Consider the following 18,093-nt stretch of genomic DNA (forward strand, 5'->3'; position numbering starts at 1 on the left):
AACCTTATACCTATTTGATTACCAAAAACTTGTGAAAAACAGGGAGCTGTTGAATAATTTGAAAAAAATGTTACTTTTGGAACCGTATGCCTTACCAAAAATTACACTAATCTTCCACGTATAATGGTTGTTATAAGTCTGTTTTTGGGGTGTATATAAACTAGTTAGCGGCAATTGAAAGATGAACATCGACGACATCATATACGCAAAAGAATTAAGCCTATCTGATTTCTTGGATAAATTGATTTCTAAGGATTATAATCTTCTGTATCCGAATAATTGCTTTCCAACTGAAGAAATGATGAATGAATATCTTGATACAATAGAACAAAGGACTGATAACGAGATTCGTTCAATTTTACGCAGATTTCTTATTCATAATAGTACATTTGGTTCTGACGAATTTTATGCTAAGAATCTTATAGCAAAAAAAGATGAAAAGACATATTTCTCTTCAAATAATGCAAAAATAGAGTATAACAGACGAGTTCTAACAAAATTCCTAACAAACAAAGGAGAAGTATGGGAAGGACTGACCTGGGTTTTAGACTTGTTACCACATTTTCCTAATGAAGCAGTAAAGGCTATTGATGCCTATTTCTTAGCAAATTGCATGATGCTGCCTGACAACTGTTTAAGTGCATTAAGTGATAGTGGTATAATAATAAGAGCGAGATATATCAACTATAAACATCCAAAAGAAATATTCTGGGATTTGAATCCAGTTGATTTTGAATACTTGATTGCAGCATTGTTTGAAAATATGAAATATAAAGTTTCTGTTACAAAATCAAGCTATGATGGAGGAATTGATGTGAATGCAAAAAAAGATGAATTAGGACAGAAAGAAAAAGTTGTAATTCAATGTAAAAGGTATACTAAACAGACCATTGGAATTAGTGATGTAAGAAATCTTTTAGGTGTTGTAAATGACAAAAAAGCTACCAAAGGAATTTTGATAACAACTTCAAGATTTTCGTCAGAATCAAAAAAGTTCGAAAAAAATAATCCAAGCATTGAATTGATAGATATTTCTAATTTAATGAAATTATTGAATACATATTTGGGAACCTATTGGACAGAAAAGATTGATAAGATAATTAATCAACAAAAAATGAACAACAAAAGCCGCTAACAATGTATACAAAATATACGTGAAAGTGGGGATTAACAATTGGTTCTAAACAGGAGAAATTGAAGTTTTTAGGACTTGAATTTCTGAAAAAAGAAAAACGGCAACCAACAAAAAAATAAACGTCCGTTTTAATTCCATTTACTTAACCACCTGTGGATAATGTACTGAACAAGAAGTCATTATTCGTTATACCATAAACTACTTCGGAGAAAAATAACCCGGTTGCTGCTGCTTGTTCTCTATCACTTCCATTCCGTACTCAAACTTCTTTTCGAGCACTTTACGTCCTCTTTTGTCGTACACAATCATTTTGCCGTGTTTCAACCCGTTTTTGTATTCCGTTTCACTGATCGGAGCTTTTCCTCTCCAGGCATATTCACTCATCGTTCCATCCAGTTTCCCGTCTTTGTATTCAGAAATAACTGCCGGAACTCTTCCTCCTTTGTGGTAGGCAATCCATTGTCCGGTTTTTTCACCGTTTTTGTACTCACCCTCCTCTGTCAGCTGGTAATCCTTTGACGAAAAAGACTGCCATTTTCCATGACGGACACTCTCATAAATCACACGCCCTTTGTTCACTTTCGACTTACGGGAAGTCACTTTGTAATTACCAATGTCTTTTGGTTTTCCGTTTTCAAAATAATCTATCCATTCTCCTGATTTATACCCGTCTTTATAAGTGCCGATAATATTCGGTTTTCCGTTCGGGTAATACGATTCCCAGACACCGTTTAGTTCCCCGTCTTTAAAATTTCCGACATTTTTGATCTTCCCATCATCCCAATAGTTCCGCCATTCGCCCTGTTCCTTTCCGGCAACGTAGTCTCCTTCCATAAGCAGCTGACCATTTTCGTACCAGGTTCGCCAGGTTCCGTCTTTCTGGTCATTTTGGTAGGTTCCCGTTTTGAATTTGGAACCGTCTTTATAGAAATACTTCCATTCGCCATGCATTAAACCTTCCTGATAATTCGCAATATACGATAACTCTCCGGTCGGATAATTGTATCGCCATTCGCCGTGTTGCTGATCATTTTCAAATGTCCCGGTCATATCAACCGTTCCTCTGTTTGTATACCATGTCCACGTTCCTGTTTTCTTCCCCTGCTCGTACTCTCCTTCAACTTTTACCTTTCCGTTATCGTAGTATAAGGTATAGGGTCCGTCCAGCAATCCGGATTTGTAACTCACCTCTTTTTCCAAAGATCCTGTATAATACCTATGTTTCCAGCTTCCGTCTTTTTCTCCTGCTTTGTAATACCCCTCCACCTCTTTGTGTCCGAGCAGGTGGTATTCTTCAAAAGCACCGTCTTTTAGCCCGTCTTTATAGGAATACCGCTCCTTTATTTTACCAAGCGAATAGTAAATTCGCGTCTCTCCTGTTCCGTCTTTAGCCGTTTGCGTGGAATCCGGTAAATAAAAAGAAACCAGAAAATTGGTACTGTCGACAATCTCTTCCTCCATCATTAGATTCCCTTCCGGGTAATAATAACTCCATTTTCCCGAAGGATAGTCATTGGTATAGTATCCCTCCTCTTTCAGGTTACCGTTTTCGTACCATTCCCGGTACACGCTATCCTGTTTGTCCAGTTTAAAATATCCTTCCTGCTTTAACTGGTCTTCGGTATAGAACAATTTAACCGCTCCGTGCAATTTTCCTTTGTAATAATTTTGTTCCTCTTCAACGTTACCTGCTTTGTTGTAATACGTCCAGTTGCCATGTTTCAGTCCGGTTTCCCCCAGCTCGTCTACATAGTAATACCCTTTACTCTGGATTTGTATTTTGTTAAAGTCCCAATACGACCGAACCGGTTTTGAAAGGTTCTCTTTACGAACTTCCTGAGTAAAAGAGAAATAAGAAATAAAAAGAGAAAAAGCTATGAAAAGCGTACGCATAATTCTATAAAGTTTCTACAAAGATAATAACGATAAAAAGGGAATCGGTTACAACAGTCCACGAATAATTAACACCAGACCGAAGATAATCAGGATAAACCCCGTAAACAGGTTAAGTCGCTTGAGCAGATAAGGGGTAATAAATCCTCTCAATTTCTTTGCGCCTATGATTTTGAGCAGGTCAATAGAGAAAAAGGTAAATAAAATCGTTGAGATAAAAAGTACGATGTACGTGTCGCCGTCTTCAATTTTTGCGGCCGCTATGGTTATTACACCAAACCAGTAAAAAATGACCATGGGGTTGACAATGTTCAGGAAAAACCCTTTGAGGAATAACACCCAGTAATCTCTCGGGTTGTGCACTTTCTGTACAAAATCAGCTTTGATATCTCCCTTTGTCCTCTTCATCGCCGTTATTACCCCATAAATGATGAGAATAACTCCTCCGAAAATCTGTAACCACCCCTGGTTTTCGCTTTCGGTCAAAGAACTGACCTCATTATAAAAAAAGTAAGCAAGCCCGATGTAGATCAAATCGGACACCAAAACTCCCAAATCTAAGGCCGCAGCAGCACGGATTCCTTTTTTCAAACTTGTTTCGAGGAGTAAAAAGAACGCCGGACCGAGCATAAAACTCAAAACCAGACCGGTCATTATTCCTTTTAATATTACTACTCCCAAAATGTTTGCTTTTTGAGCAAAAATAGTAATACAATTTTAGTATTCCTCTTTTCTGATAAAAATCAGCCGGATGCATTTCACCGACAGATAAAGAAAAAATGAATATTTCTGAAAAATAATAGGTTGTTTTTTTCGGCAAACTAATGTTCTTTCTATTTTTGTGTCAAAATCATTAAGCATGAAAATTGCAGCAGCTAATAAATTAATAGACGAACTCATTGCCATTGTTGAGAAAGACGGAATTGACGTCGAAGCACTTGTACCGAAGTTGAAAAAGCTTCGCGAATATGCACTTCAGGAAGAAGATCCATTGGTAACGAAGTCTATTCGTCTGACATACGAATACCTTGAAGAAAACAACGCATACGACGTTGAAGCACAATACGAAGAAGATGAAGACGGAGGTGAGTATCCGCTAGAGATTGAAGACAATGAAAATCTTGTCTATTTCCTAAATCTTCTGAAGGATTATGAACACAAAATCAACCGTGAAGAAATCAAAGATTACCGAACGGCTCTGAAAGAAGCTTTATATTAATCAGTGCATAATCCCGGGTTCTCATCCGGGATTTTTTTATTCCTCTTTTATCACTTCCTATCTATTCTGTTTTTTCTTAGGGATTTCCTTTCCGATTTTTTCACAATCGTAGTGTTTACGCAGACTGGCAGCCGCTTATTTAAAATCAATTTAAATTGTAAAAAACTGACAAATGTATGACAAAGGTTTAACCTTTCTATACCATTTTTGCGGTACAAAGAAAAGAGCATTGAAAGACTTTAAAGTTATAGCATTTACGCACAAAAACCTTGAAGTAGCAGATATCGGAAAGCTGCATATTGAACCGGACGCGCAGGAATTGCGACTTCGTCAGGTGAAATCGATGCTTCAATTAGATGAACTCCTTTTCTTGTCTACCTGTAACCGTGTAGAATTTATGTTGGTATCCGGAGGAGAATGTGACCCGGATTTTCTGGAGCGTTTTTTCTTCGATCTTTATCCGGATATGGAAGAAAGCACACGCGCCGGCTTTGTAAAGGCAGCTGAGGTCTTCGAAGGAGAATCAGCCGTTGAACATATTTTACGTGTAGCGTCTTCTATTGACTCTATGGTTATCGGTGAACGTGAAATCATCACACAGGTACGTTCATCATTTGAGTCCTGCAAGCGTATGGGATTAACAGGAGATTTTATCCGCCTGTTAATGCGACACACTATTGAAACCGCTAAAAAGGTATATACCAATACTTCCATTTCTACCAAACCCGTATCGGTTGTTTCTCTTGCCTATCACAGGTTAAGAGAAATGAATATTCCGCTTACTGCCCGTTTTCTGGTCATCGGAGCCGGAACAACCAACACGAATATGAGCCGCTTTCTGAAGAAGCATGGTTTTACAAACTTTGTGGTGTTTAACCGCACACTTTCCAAAGCACAAACACTGGCAGGTGAACTGAAAGGGAAAGCTTTCCCGCTGACAGAGCTTCCGAAATATGCAAACGGGTTTGATGTAATCATTACCTGTACAGGCGCTGAAGGACATATTATTACTCCGGATATATACGGTAACCTCCTTCAGGGAGATACTACCCGTAAAACGGTAATCGATCTTGCTATTCCTTATGATTTGGATCCTCAAATCGCAGATCGATTTGCTGTAAAACACATTTCAGTAGACTATCTGAAGGTCATTAGTGAGGCAAATCTGAAAGAACGCGCCAAAGAAATCAGGTATGTAGAGGAAATTCTACTGAAAGAAATGGACACTTTCCGTATGATGTACAAACAACGTCAGGTGGAAATAGCGATGCGCGATGTTCCTCAAAAAATAAAAGATATCAAACAAACGGCAAAAGCCGTTTTTGCACAGGATATGGACAATCTGGATGATTCTGCCCGGGAAACACTGGAAAAGATGTTGGACTTTATCGAAAAAAAATACATCAGTGTTCCTATGAAAATGGCGAAAGAAATTCTGGTCAAATCCTGATAAAAACAAGCAGACTATGAGAAAAATTATCATTGGTTCCAGAGGAAGCGATCTTGCACTCTGGCAGGCTCATCATGTAAAATCACAGCTCGAAAACATCGGGTGTGAAGTGGAAATCAAAATTATCAAAACACAAGGAGATATTATCCAACACCTCAGTTTTGATAAGATGGAAGGTAAAGGTTTTTTTACCAAGGAGATTGAGGCAGCGTTGCTTGAAAAATCAATTGACCTCGCGGTTCATTCTCATAAGGATCTGGAAACAAATTCCCCTGAAGGATTGGTAATTGCCGCCGTTTCCGAACGCGAAGATCCTGCTGACTTATTGCTCATCCGTAAAGAGTCGGTTGATGCCAATGAAACCTTCCTGCTGAAGCAAGGAGCAATTACCGGAACCTCTTCTGCCAGAAGAAAATCACAAATGATGCGTTTTCGTCCGGATATCGAGATTAAAGACCTCAGAGGAAATGTCCCTACGCGGATTCAAAAATTACGTGATGGAAATTACGACGCAATTCTTCTTGCCAAAGCCGGAGTTTCCCGCCTGAATATTGATCTCTCGGAATTCGCTGTCGTGGATCTCAATCCTCGTGAATTTATCCCCGCTCCTGCGCAGGGTGTACTCGGGCTTCAGATTCGTGAAACGGATACTGATCTTGCAGAAATTCTTCGCCAACTGGATACCCCTGAAGTTCGTCGCCGTATCGCCGTAGAGCGCGGAGTACTGAATAAGTTGGACGGAGGATGCCAACTTCCGCTGGGAGTCTATTGCCCCGATGACCATCATGTTTTTGTTTCTTTCAGTACCAACTGGGAAGAAGGAGCTATCTGGGAAGAGTACGAAGTAGATGACCTTGAAGGAATTGTAGACATAATCGTTCAGGACTTACAGGAAGAACAGGACTGATAATCGTATGAAAACGCTTTTTATCAGTCGGAAAGTTGAAGAGGAAGGAGAATTAGCAACATTTTGTCAAAACCATAGTCTACAGCTGATTGCTCTTCCTCTGATCGGTTTCAAACCGGTTATTGCGACTGATATTCCTACAACGGACGTCCTGTTTTTTACTTCCCCCCGATCGGTTTCATTTTATTTGGAACAGGCTACTATTCTTCCCGAACAACAGGTAGCTACCGTCGGAGAAAATACCTCCAGAGCTTTACGGGAACGTGGTATTACTGTTGATTTCACCGGAAGCACTCCTACTCAACCGGAAAAAATTGCTCTGGATTTTAAAAATTGGGTCGGTTCAAAAACCGTTCTATTTCCACAATCTTCTGTCTCCAACCGTACCATGCAACAAGCTCTGAGTAGTCAACAATACACGGATCTTGTTGTTTATGAAACAGTAGCATGTCCCCGTAAGATAGTTCCGGTTCCCGATCTTCTTATTTTCTCAAGTCCTTCAAATTTCCGTTCGTTCCTGAAAACCAACGCTGTTACAGATCAACAGATACTATTGGCATTTGGCAGTACAACACAAAACTACATTGCAGAGTGCGGATATACCTCCCAGATACTCTCCGGAATTTCAGAAGATGAAATGGTTCGGTTTATTACACCACTCCTACACTGATCACTTATCCAATCTGCTCAGCCGCGTCCTGCTTTTCTTTGCGCTTTGCAAAAATCAGCGCTCCCACAGAAAGAATTGCATACAATACAAGTATGGAGACCATCTCTCCCCATTTTGTAGTCAGTTCATAATACAAAATCAATCCTCCTCCGATCGTAAGTCCGATAATTGCCAAAGTGGTTAACAATGTAGAAGAGTTTGTCTTCGCCCTGATCTTATGGTTTGCTACAGCCATCAATAGTGAAACCAGCAAAAACGTGATACTTCCGAATTCGAGAATCAACTCCAACCCACCCGCAAGAATCAACAGGCTGGCACAGGCAGCCATACAAAGTATCGCGTTTCTGGGAATGTTATTTTTCCGAATAGCTAGCCCTTTTGGGAAATAACCGTCTTTTGCTACTACTGCCATTTGGCGGGAAGAACCGAATACTGTCCCGCTTATCGCACTACTTGTCGCCAAAATTGCTCCCAGGATAACAATGTTTGTTCCCAACGATCCGATTGCATCTCCGGCACCGGCTGCCAGGGCATACTCCTGATTTTTAATGATGTTTTCCGTAGGAATAGCAAAAAGAGCCCCCATAGAGATGACTACATAAATCAGGATGGCCAGAGTAATAGCAGAATAGATTGCCCGCGGGATATTCTTTTCAGGATTTGTCATTTCATTCACCGCATTTATCACCAACTGAAATCCTTCATACGATACAAATGTGATAGAGGCCACGATGAGAATAGAAAAGAAATTCGAATTTTCCGCATCGGTGACAAGGTTGTCTACAAAAGTTGGGAAATCCGTATTTCCATGCTGCATCAATACCACTGAGATAATAATCAACAACACTAGTTTGGTATACACCATTATGTCTTCTATCTTCCCCATTCCATTTACACTCCAGACATTAATCGCAGTGAAAAGCCCTACTACTCCAACGGCTATGAGTTTTCTCAGCAGAACATTGTCCGCAAAGTCCGTACTACTTATAGCATAAGAGGAAAATGTGTAAGCATAGAGTGCCAGGGTGCTGATGTAGCCAAATATAATGAACCAGCCAATCATAGACGCCGAAAACTTCGATCCCGGATAGGTCTTCTTAAAAAACGAATAGGTCGCCCCCTCATCTTTGTAATATAATCCTAACTTCACATAACTGTATGCCGCCAGAGCAGCAATCAGCCCGCCTATTATAATCGCTATGGGAGTAAGGTTTCCAATCATGGAAACGGAAATTCCGAGTATGGTAAAGATCCCTCCCCCGACCATTCCGCCTAATGCGATAGCAATCAGTTCGGGTAGTCCCAGTTCTTTATTCCTCTTTCTATGCTGTGTCATCTCTTGTTTTTATCCGGTTGTATCGATTCGGAAATTTGCGAATTATATCTGAGAATATCAATAACTTCTCTGTAACACTTTATTATTTTTCCGCATTCAACCATCGGGGATTGTACCGTAGTACTTCCTTGTAAACAGGACAATCCTCTGCATGTGCTCCACGGAGATACCCCGAACTCATCAGGAACTCCCCCACGATCTCTCCTCCTGTAAACCGAAAGTTTTTCCTGAACAAGCGTACCCACTCTTCTTTTGACAACGGATGATGATATTCCAGCCACTTTTTAAATGAACCAAACTCCTCCTGTAGTACTAAAATCACCTTTGCATTTTCAATGGCTGCATTTACTTTTAACTTATTCCTGATAATTCCCGCATCTGCCAAAAGACGTTTCCTGTCTTCCTCTGTATAGGCTGCTATTTTCTCAATCGTAAAATTATCATACGCCTTCCTGAATGCTGCTTCTTTACGTAGGATCGTTTCCCAACTTAACCCCGCCTGATTAATCTCCATTATCAGACGACCGAACAACTCATTGTCATCGTCAATCGGAAATCCATATCGGTTATCGTGATAGTCTTTGTGAAGGAGTTTTCGCTCCTCCGAAGGAATGGTTTCTATATAAGCACAATAGGACATATTCTGTTTTTTTAACAAAACGAATATACATGATCTGCAATGTCACGTCAAACTTTTCCTACATTTCTTCTGCCAGTTCTTTATTCACCATAGCCCCGGTAAGATTTCCTGCTGCCACTGCATTAGCTACCGACCTCATCGGAGAAGTAGCATCCCCACAAGCAAAAATATCGGGAACCGTTGTTTTCTGCAATTTATCTGTCTCAATATGTCCTTGTTCTGTCAGGGCACAGCCCAGTAACTCGGGTGTTTCAGAATGCTGAATAAAAGGAATCCGTGCATACATCACCTCACAGATCAACTCCGTATTATCCTTAAAAACAATGCGATCAAGATGTCCGTTTTCATGTTTAATACGATCAATTCCGGATGCAATAATTTCTACAGACAACTTTTGCAGGGTCTCCTGCTCCTCTGCTGAGAATTGAGGTGTACCATTGGTTAATACAATTACCTCATGTGTTAAACTCTTTAGCAACCCGGCTAAGTGTACCGCTGTCGGGCCATTGGCTAATACGGCTGTTTTCTTTGCACGGTATTCATAACCGTGACAATACGGGCAATGAATCACTGAAATTCCCCAACAATCAGAAAAACCTTCAATGTCGGGCATCACATCCCGGACACCTGTAGCAAAAATCAATTTTTTTCCGTTAAAAACAGTCCCCGATAGTGTTTTGACTTCAAAACCGTTTTTCGTTTTATTGGCACTCACGACAAAATCTTCCCTGAATGTTACCGAATCATATTTTTCGACCTGTGCTCTTCCTATCTGTGAAATCTCTCCCGGAGTTTTTCCATCTTGTGTAAGAAAATTGTGAGAATGCGGCGTGTAGGCGTTACAAGGTTTGCCGCTATCTATTACAAGTGTCCGTCTCATCAACCTTCCCAATGACATTGCCGCAGACAGCCCTGCATAACTCCCCCCTATAACAATAGCTTCATAATTCGTATTTCCTAACATACCTTGTTGTTTGCATTTGCAACAAAGATAAGACAAAACACAATTTATGCAACACTGTTGCATAAATAGAATTACTTCTTTTCTCTTGTTTCTTCGCGTTTCTCCAATAAAGCATTATACTTTTCCAGCAGTAACAGGTATTTATTCTTCCAAAATTCTACCGTCTCCGAAGACTGGATATATTGTAATTCACTTTCGTTAAACGTCTCTTTTTCCAGTCTGGCAAAATACTTACTAATTCGGGGTAATAAAGAAGAGAAATCGTAATGGATAATCTTGCCTATCTCCAGGATTGTTTCAACGGGCAATTCGGGATTAGCAAAGAGGTTATAAATATGCCTTCTGCTTTTTCCCAAACGATCCGCCAGCTTTGTTATCGAATAGCCACTTTCGCGAACCGCCTTTTCCACTATTTCCCCTCTATGTATCATGTTTCACAAGTATATGAAGCAAAAGGAGAAATAACATTCCCGTTTTTTATACACAAAAGAGAAATAAAGCCCCGAAACAACGCCGTTTTAGTCCATTTTTTATCTTCCGGTCATTCATTCAACTTTTTATTACTATCAAATTAGTAGAAATTTAAGTTATTATTAATTAGAAAAATGACGAGATCAATTTCTTCTCTGAATCTTTTATTTTGCATAATTCCATAGAAAAGAATAAATCTAAAGCGGGAAATTATAAAAATATACACTTTAGTAAAAACGCCTTCTGTTATCTGATTGAGTCTACCAGTTATCCCTACCTCAACAATCAGGTCACCGACAGTGCATTACTACTATAATTTAGCTCCCTTATTTCTTCAACTACCAATACTTTGTTAAATTTGTCATTCAAATTTCAGAACATGTACAGAACTCATACTTGTGGTGCCTTGCGCGCTCAGAATATTGGAGAAAAAATAACGCTTGCAGGATGGATACAACGTTCGCGGGATCTCGGAGGAATGACCTTTATTGACCTGAGAGACCGTTACGGGGTAACTCAACTTGCTTTTAATATGGAGGTGAACGCTGCTCTTTGTGAACAGGCTCGCAAACTTGGAAGAGAGTTCGTTGTACAAATAACCGGTTTGGTAATCGAACGGGCGAGTAAAAACAAAAACATTCCTACTGGAGAGATTGAAATTCAGGTAGAAGAACTTATTATTCTGAACAGCTCAAAAACACCTCCTTTCACGATCGAAGATGAGACGGATGGGGGAGAAGAATTACGTGCCCAATTCCGTTATCTGGATTTGCGTCGTAATCCGGTTCAACAAAAATTACTTTTGCGCAATAAGGTTTCGATTGAAACCCGTAAATATCTGGACGCCCAGAATTTTATCGATGTGGAAACGCCATACCTTATTAAATCAACTCCGGAAGGAGCAAGAGATTTTGTTGTTCCAAGCCGTATGAATGAAGGAGAGTTCTATGCACTTCCTCAATCTCCACAGACCTTTAAGCAATTATTAATGGTATCGGGATTTGACCGTTACTATCAGATTGTTAAATGTTTCAGGGACGAAGATCTCCGTGCTGACCGCCAACCTGAGTTTACCCAGATTGACTGTGAAATGGCGTTTGTAGAGCAGGAGGATGTATTACAAACGTTCGAAGGACTGGTTAAACATCTTTTCTCGACAATACGCGGCATTGAATTTGAAGGAAACTTCCCGCGAATGGCATACGCAGATGCAATGGCAAAATATGGATCCGATAAGCCTGATATCCGTTTCGGGATGGAGTTCGTTTACCTTGATGAGGTAGCCAAAGGAAAAGGATTTCAGGTTTTTGACAGCGCTGAAACAATTATTGCTATTAACGCTGAAGATTGTTCCGAATACACCCGTAAACAACTGGATGCACTTACAGATTGGGTTAAACGTCCGCAAATTGGCGCAAAAGGGTTGATTTATGTAAAGTGTAACCCGGATGGAAGCTACAAATCTTCCGTAGACAAGTTCTTCAATCAAGAGGATTTAAAAGCCTGGGCAGATGCTGCCGGAGCCAATCCGGGAGATTTATTACTGGTTTTGAGTGGTGACCTTGATACAACTCGTAAGCAAATGAATGAACTGCGCCTGCACATGGGGAATGAACTTGGTCTTCGCAACCCGAATGTATTCAAGCCGCTTTGGGTACTTGACTTCCCGCTACTGGAATGGGATGAAGAATCCGGACGTTGGCATGCTATGCACCACCCGTTTACATCACCAAAACCTGAAGATATTCATCTTATTGACAGTGAACCGGGGAAAGTACGTGCAAATGCGTATGACCTGGCAATGAATGGTGTTGAGTTGGGAGGAGGTTCCATTCGTATCCACGATCGTCAGCTACAAGCCCGCATGTTCGACCTTCTCGGGTTTACAAAAGAAGAGGCACAGGCTCAGTTCGGCTTCCTGATGAATGCGTTTGAATATGGTGCTCCACCGCACGGAGGTTTAGCATTCGGACTGGATCGACTGGTAGCCACAATGGGCGGATCGGAATCAATTCGCGATTATATTGCTTTCCCTAAAAACAATAGAGGTCGTGATGTTATGATTGACGCTCCTGCTCCTTTAAACAAGGAACAACTTGCCGAACTTTCATTAACAGTAGAACTTACGAAAGAAGAAAAATAGTTTCTTCCTGAAAGAGATATTTCCGACAGCCCGGTTGTTTATACGACCGGGTTTTTCTTTTTTACAGGTTTTCTTTCAGGTATTTCATCCGGATTTTTCTGTAGTCCTGTTCGGAGTATTCCCGCGCAAGATTCACATAATAATTATACGGTTTATGCTGAAAAAAACGTGGTTCCTTTTTCTTATAACGCCCATCCGGAAGTGGTTCATAATCCGACAAATCTCCCGGTGCAATTTCAGAAGAATCACGGATTATTTCCGGATACGAAAACGGCTTCAGTTTGTGTAATTCACCCACAGAGACGTATTTAATATCATCCACGTAATCCGGAAATACGATCTCTCCTGCCTGCTTGGCAATCAGTTTATGCAATAACTGATTCGACTTTTTAATATACGACGAAAGTCCGTCTTTGAACTTGCGCATGATTAATTCAAGCCCAAGCTTCCCGATGTCAAATTCTTCTTCGCCACTCAACCAGGATATAATATTCTCAGCAGAGAACATTTCTTCATCACTATAGGTAAACGGTAATGACGCGACAATATCCCCGGGATTAATAATCCGGAAACTTAGTCCCTTTGCGGTAAATTGTTCATTGTATTCATCAGCAAACACCTCATTCCCTGTCATAGGATTGGCAAACGCATACATCTTAAAGGTATTCCCTGAAGAAATTACTCCTTCCTCCAGGTTTTCGAGGTAAGCATGGGTCATGGTGGCAAGTGCCCCCCCCTGGCTATGTCCGGTAATCAAAATGTTATAAACCCCCCGTCTGTTCAACACTTGTACCTGCTGAATAATTTCATCGGACATCAATACCACACCAAGTGCAAACCCACTGTGAACTGCTGCATTCCTCTCTCCGGCAAATCTATACGCTCTTTTTCGGTCATAAACGGTCATCGAACCCATAGCCGGTATCATAGCAGAATACAAATTCTCTATCCAGCTATTCGGATGAACTGTTGAACCCCTGAAGTGAATTACCCCCGTCTTTCCTCTTGTATAGACCTGAAACATATTGTCCATAATGTTAGGGGTAGACGAATAAATCCGGGTATATCCTGACGGTATGATTGCCCTATCCGTACTGTAAATTTCCAGAAAGGTATGGCTGTTACAAATCCGGATCATTTCCAGTGCTTCTCCTTTATCAAAACCCGGTTGCACCTGCGCCGATAGCAAGCCGGGAAAAACAAAAAACAGTAGTATATATATAACCCTCATACTCTTTCAATCTCTACTATCTAACGAAAAAAAGCCAAAATCGTTACTCTATCTCTTACAAAAACCAGTCCGCATCTATTTTTTCTTTAACCACCTTGGCAGCAAAAATGTTCCGATAAACAAATACGGAAAATAACTTATAAGCCGCCAGATCAATGCCAGCGAAACAATCACAAGCCCCGAAGGAGCCAAATCACTTAACAGAGATGAGAACGCCCACTCAGCCACACCACTTGCACCGGGTGTCGGACTTACCAACATCATCACCCACATAACAAACTGCTTGGCAAAAATCAATAAATGATCTACAAATCCAATTTGTAAAAAAGCAATCATAATCATGTTGATCACCAGATAACGACCCGACCAGGAAAGCACCGTACTTAAGAAAACACTTAACCAAAAAGAAAAGGGTTTACCTCTAAACTGGGAAGAAGTCACCTTTATCTCATCTCCTGTATGAATTGCTTTTTCTTTAAAGCGTTTTAAAAAAGGAATACGGGTGAAAAAGGTCAGCAGTTGTTTGATTAAACCGGGAAACAGAAAAATACTAAGAAAAAGTAACACGCAAATGATCAACATCACCGTGTAACCTGTCCAGAAAAAATACGTAATACTGTGCTTCACACTTAAAGCAGTATCGGGAAAAATGGCATCATAATTAATGAACAGCAAAAGAACAGGCACAATCAAAACGAAAAACAGGTTATCCATCAAAGCCGTAATAACAACAATCGCCGTAGAACGCCCCATACTTATCTTTTCTTTGTTCAGAATAAACATGGCAACTGCTGTGCCTCCCACAACTCCTGGTGTAAGAGCAGAAGCAAATTCCCAGATCATAATCACAAAAAAAGACTGCTTCCATGTTAATTGTTTATCCGTAAGCGTCCTGATCCGCAACATATAACCAAAGTCTCTCAGTCCCATCATAAGGAATGCTGCAAACAACCAAAAAACGGATTGAAATGTCCAGTCAATACTTTTTAAAACATCCGTCAGGGTTTCCTCTCTGTAATCTCCGGAAGCATCCGGGACAAACTCATCAGTAATCCAGAAGTCGACTTCCCCATTTCCATTGGAGTCCTTCCATGAATGGGTTCCGGTTTCTGTACCCGAAACTTCAATAAAACGCGTTTCATTGAGACTACGCACCAATAGCCATATCGAAATAGACAGACCTATGAGCAGCGGGATCCAGATACGCCACCCCCGAAGCTGATCCAAAACATTCTTGTCGCTTTTCATCGCTTAAAAGTACGGTTTTTGAAAAACATCCTCTTCTCCGGAAAGAGGTTTTCCCTGACAAACTATTTTGAATCTGTCCCTGATACGTATATTTGTTTCTGCAAACACGCAGTAAGCACCTATGAAAATAAAATACACGCCAAAAGACACTTTTGATCTCTTCCAGCACACCGCCTTCGGGATAGACCTGTGGACATGGATTCGTGTATTAGCAATAAATAAATGGGCTATTCATCCGCTCTACTGGCCCAAAGCGCTTATGATTACACTGATGGCTCTTTTAAGCAGTCCTTTTCATATTCTGGAAGCCCTTCTTTTTGCGCGGAAAATTAAAAAAGTCACCTGTAAAGATCCTGTATTTATCGTGGGGTATTTTCGAAGTGGGACAACTTATTTATTTTACCTTCTGGGTTCCGACCCTAAGTTTGTTTACCCTTCTACCTATCAGGTGCTCACCCCACATTTATTTCTCCTCTTCGGAAAGGGAATGCGAAAGATGTTTAATTCGGTGATGCCCGAAACACGCCCTCAGGATAACGTCAAAATCTCTGCTGAATCACCCAGTGAAGAAGAGTTTGCCCTTGCCAATATGACTCCGTTCTCACTCGTCAACGGATATGTTTTCCCGAGACGAATCAAAGAGACCTGTGAGGATTGTATCCATCCCAAAACGAAAAAGCAGCAAAAAGAATGGAGCAAAAAACTGGGTTACTTCGTCCGCAAGGCAACTCTGGCAAACGGAAATCAACAAATGTTGCTGAAAAGCCCACTGAATACAGCCCGGATTGATGAAATTCTTAAACTCTATCCAAACGCCCGTTTTATTCACATTCACAGAAATCCTTACGAAGTGTACATATCCAACGAAGGGTTGCTGGAAAAGATTCTGCCCAAAATGGCGCTGAATCGTGCGAACGAAAAAGAACTCGAGCAATTTATCATTGACTCCTATCGCGATACCTATCAAAATTTTTTAAAGAGTAAGCAGCAATTACGTCCCGACCAACTTGTCGAGATTCGTTACTCGGAGTTTGAAAAAAAACCAATGGAAATTCTTCAACAAGTTTATGACCAAATCAAACTCGGAGACTTTAGCGAGGTTAGTTCTTTTATCGGGCAAGAAGTAGCGTCCGGTAAATCATATAAGAAAAATCAGCACAAACCTATACCCAGAGAAAAAATAGAGCAAATCAATCGGGAATGGGACTTTATGTTTCAGGAATACGGCTACGAAAAAAAATAGTAGAAAGGAACTATCTGGACAAGGTGTCCAGTTTCTGGTGAATATCTATTCCATCTTCTACAGTAAGACTATCCCCCTGCCACTTATTAAAATACAACTGTGTTTCTTCAATAAAAGGCATGGTCAAAACAGACGTCTTCTTTACCGGTTCGTACAGAAGTGAATTTTCCTTTTTGTCCTCCGGAATAAATTTACTGTTTGGGTCGTACGACTCCAGTAGTACAAACAGAATACTAATTGTGTAGATCATTTTTATCACACTGAAAAGCACTCCTAACCCTTTGTTTAAAGGACTTAAGTTGACTACATCAACCATTTTCTCAAGCGTCTTTCCGGCAAAATACACCATTGCTCCAACAGCTAAAAAAGTAATGGAAAAGGCAACAGCAGGTAAGTATTCAAAATCCTTTTCAAATAAATCTTCGATTTTGGAGGCGGTCCAGTCAGAAAAATGAATACCGGCATAAATCCCTACCAGTAAAGCGAGTAATGTGAATACCTCAACGATCAGACCTTTTTTAAATCCTTTCCAGGCAGCATAGAGCAAAGGCGCAATAATTATGAAGTCCAGATAATTCACAAAGCGAAAATAGCCATTATCCTATTACCGGGAGAAGCGGTTTACAATTCTAATCCAACCCGAATTGTTGATATCTCTCTCCGGCACAGAAAAACAAAAAGAGACACATCCAATGCGTCTCTTTCCAAATTGATTATTTTTCCTTCTAACTAGGCGATATTTGTAAACACCTGTTGAATATCATCATCGTCTTCAATCTTGTCCAGCATTTTCTCAATATCCGCCAGTTGTTCTTCTGTAAACTCAACCGGAGACGTTGGAATACGTTGCAGACTGGATTTCCCTACTTCAATTCCTTTTTCTTCCAACGCTGTCGAAAGTGAACCAAAGTTAGTGTAATCACCATATATAAAAACAGTACCTTCATCTTCCTCTATACTTTCCAATCCGGCGTCGATCAACTCAAACTCCAGTTCTTCCAGATCCATATCGTCTGTTTTATCAAATTCAAAAACAGCTTTGCGGGAAAACATAAATTCCAGTGATCCGTTAGGGACAACACCTCCCCCGGCTTTATTAAAATACGACTTTACATTCGCAACTGTACGTGTTGTATTGTCTGTTGCGCACTCCACAAACACCAAAACACCATGCGGTCCTTTTCCTTCGTAATTCACTTCTGTAAAATCCGCTACATCTTTCTGATGCGCGCGTTTAATAGCCGCATCAATATTGTCCTTCGGCATGTTCTGCGACTTCGCATTCTGAATCGCAGTACGCAATCGCGCATTCATATCCGGGTCAGTGCCACCTTCTTTAGCTGCAAGCGTAATTGCTTTCGCCAGTTTCGGAAATAACTTGGACATCTTGTCCCATCGCTTCTCTTTTGCTGCTCTACGGTATTCAAATGCTCTTCCCATCTTATCAGATTTTTTAGGTGTGTAAAATTAAGAAATTGATTTTGTTGTTGCGATAAATCGATAATTTTTCTCGCTTTAAATCCTTTTCTGCGACATCAGAAGT

17 protein-coding genes are annotated in these 18,093 nt (G+C 40.4%); 7 read left to right on the forward strand and 10 right to left on the reverse strand.

The window, feature by feature from the left end; all coding sequences use genetic code 11:
- Positions 1-181: 181 nt before the first annotated feature.
- Entirely contained in the window at positions 182-1,135 is a 954-nt protein-coding gene (locus AC4PL9_RS02795) for a restriction endonuclease (RefSeq protein ID WP_491603263.1), read from the forward strand.
- A 198-nt stretch (positions 1,136-1,333) separates the two neighbouring features.
- Here AC4PL9_RS02795 and AC4PL9_RS02800 read toward each other — a convergent pair whose 3' ends face one another.
- Positions 1,334-3,028, reverse strand: coding sequence for a hypothetical protein (locus tag AC4PL9_RS02800; protein WP_491603264.1), 1,695 nt, complete (start codon positions 3,026-3,028; stop codon positions 1,334-1,336).
- A 48-nt stretch (positions 3,029-3,076) separates the two neighbouring features.
- Positions 3,077-3,709 carry a LysE family translocator gene (locus AC4PL9_RS02805; protein WP_343784651.1) on the reverse strand — a complete coding sequence of 211 codons (633 nt, stop codon included), beginning with the start codon at positions 3,707-3,709 and terminating at the stop codon, positions 3,077-3,079.
- A gap of 178 nt (positions 3,710-3,887) precedes the next feature.
- On the opposite strand from AC4PL9_RS02805, the gene AC4PL9_RS02810 reads away from it, so the two are divergent.
- The 4 genes from AC4PL9_RS02810 to AC4PL9_RS02825 all read left to right on the forward strand — a co-directional run bounded on the left by AC4PL9_RS02810 (position 3,888) and on the right by AC4PL9_RS02825 (position 7,274).
- Positions 3,888-4,247: a hypothetical protein gene (locus tag AC4PL9_RS02810; protein ID WP_491603265.1), complete on the forward strand. Its 360-nt coding sequence runs from the start codon at positions 3,888-3,890 to the stop codon at positions 4,245-4,247.
- Between the two features lie 172 nt (positions 4,248-4,419).
- Complete coding sequence (gene hemA, locus AC4PL9_RS02815; RefSeq protein ID WP_491603266.1) at positions 4,420-5,697, forward strand: glutamyl-tRNA reductase; 1,278 nt, start codon at positions 4,420-4,422, stop codon at positions 5,695-5,697.
- A gap of 16 nt (positions 5,698-5,713) precedes the next feature.
- Positions 5,714-6,604, forward strand: a complete 891-nt coding sequence (gene hemC, locus AC4PL9_RS02820) for a hydroxymethylbilane synthase (protein ID WP_491603267.1) — start codon at positions 5,714-5,716, stop codon at positions 6,602-6,604.
- A 7-nt stretch (positions 6,605-6,611) separates the two neighbouring features.
- Positions 6,612-7,274, forward strand: a complete 663-nt coding sequence (locus AC4PL9_RS02825; protein ID WP_491603268.1) for a uroporphyrinogen-III synthase — start codon at positions 6,612-6,614, stop codon at positions 7,272-7,274.
- 4 nt (positions 7,275-7,278) lie between these two features.
- On the opposite strand, the gene AC4PL9_RS02830 is transcribed toward AC4PL9_RS02825, so the two are convergent.
- From AC4PL9_RS02830 to AC4PL9_RS02845, 4 genes are all read right to left on the reverse strand, one after another.
- Positions 7,279-8,610, reverse strand: a complete 1,332-nt coding sequence (locus tag AC4PL9_RS02830; protein ID WP_491603269.1) for an APC family permease — start codon at positions 8,608-8,610, stop codon at positions 7,279-7,281.
- Between the two features lie 82 nt (positions 8,611-8,692).
- Positions 8,693-9,250: a DNA-3-methyladenine glycosylase I gene (locus tag AC4PL9_RS02835; RefSeq protein WP_491603270.1), complete on the reverse strand. Its 558-nt coding sequence runs from the start codon at positions 9,248-9,250 to the stop codon at positions 8,693-8,695.
- 58 nt (positions 9,251-9,308) lie between these two features.
- Positions 9,309-10,214, reverse strand: a complete 906-nt coding sequence (locus tag AC4PL9_RS02840) for an NAD(P)/FAD-dependent oxidoreductase (RefSeq protein ID WP_491603271.1) — start codon at positions 10,212-10,214, stop codon at positions 9,309-9,311.
- 71 nt (positions 10,215-10,285) lie between these two features.
- Positions 10,286-10,645: a helix-turn-helix domain-containing protein gene (locus tag AC4PL9_RS02845; RefSeq protein ID WP_491603272.1), complete on the reverse strand. Its 360-nt coding sequence runs from the start codon at positions 10,643-10,645 to the stop codon at positions 10,286-10,288.
- Between the two features lie 419 nt (positions 10,646-11,064).
- Here AC4PL9_RS02845 and aspS point away from each other — a divergent pair, with 419 nt between their 5' ends.
- Positions 11,065-12,828, forward strand: coding sequence for an aspartate--tRNA ligase (gene aspS / locus AC4PL9_RS02850; RefSeq protein WP_491603273.1), 1,764 nt, complete (start codon positions 11,065-11,067; stop codon positions 12,826-12,828).
- 61 nt (positions 12,829-12,889) lie between these two features.
- Here aspS and AC4PL9_RS02855 read toward each other — a convergent pair whose 3' ends face one another.
- Entirely contained in the window at positions 12,890-14,059 is a 1,170-nt protein-coding gene (locus AC4PL9_RS02855) for a lipase family protein (protein WP_491603274.1), read from the reverse strand.
- Positions 14,060-14,134: 75 nt separating this feature from the next.
- The gene (locus AC4PL9_RS02860; RefSeq protein WP_491603275.1) at positions 14,135-15,307 is read right to left on the reverse strand and encodes a lysylphosphatidylglycerol synthase transmembrane domain-containing protein; all 1,173 of its coding nucleotides are present in this window, start codon (positions 15,305-15,307) and stop codon (positions 14,135-14,137) included.
- Positions 15,308-15,428: 121 nt separating this feature from the next.
- Here AC4PL9_RS02860 and AC4PL9_RS02865 point away from each other — a divergent pair, with 121 nt between their 5' ends.
- Positions 15,429-16,550, forward strand: coding sequence for a sulfotransferase family protein (locus AC4PL9_RS02865; RefSeq protein WP_491603276.1), 1,122 nt, complete (start codon positions 15,429-15,431; stop codon positions 16,548-16,550).
- Positions 16,551-16,560: 10 nt separating this feature from the next.
- Here AC4PL9_RS02865 and AC4PL9_RS02870 read toward each other — a convergent pair whose 3' ends face one another.
- Entirely contained in the window at positions 16,561-17,130 is a 570-nt protein-coding gene (locus tag AC4PL9_RS02870; protein WP_491603277.1) for a CvpA family protein, read from the reverse strand.
- Between the two features lie 149 nt (positions 17,131-17,279).
- Positions 17,280-17,990, reverse strand: a complete 711-nt coding sequence (locus tag AC4PL9_RS02875; protein ID WP_491603278.1) for a YebC/PmpR family DNA-binding transcriptional regulator — start codon at positions 17,988-17,990, stop codon at positions 17,280-17,282.
- Between the last annotated feature and the right edge of the window lie 103 nt (positions 17,991-18,093).

Source organism: Wandonia sp., from assembly GCF_984588085.1.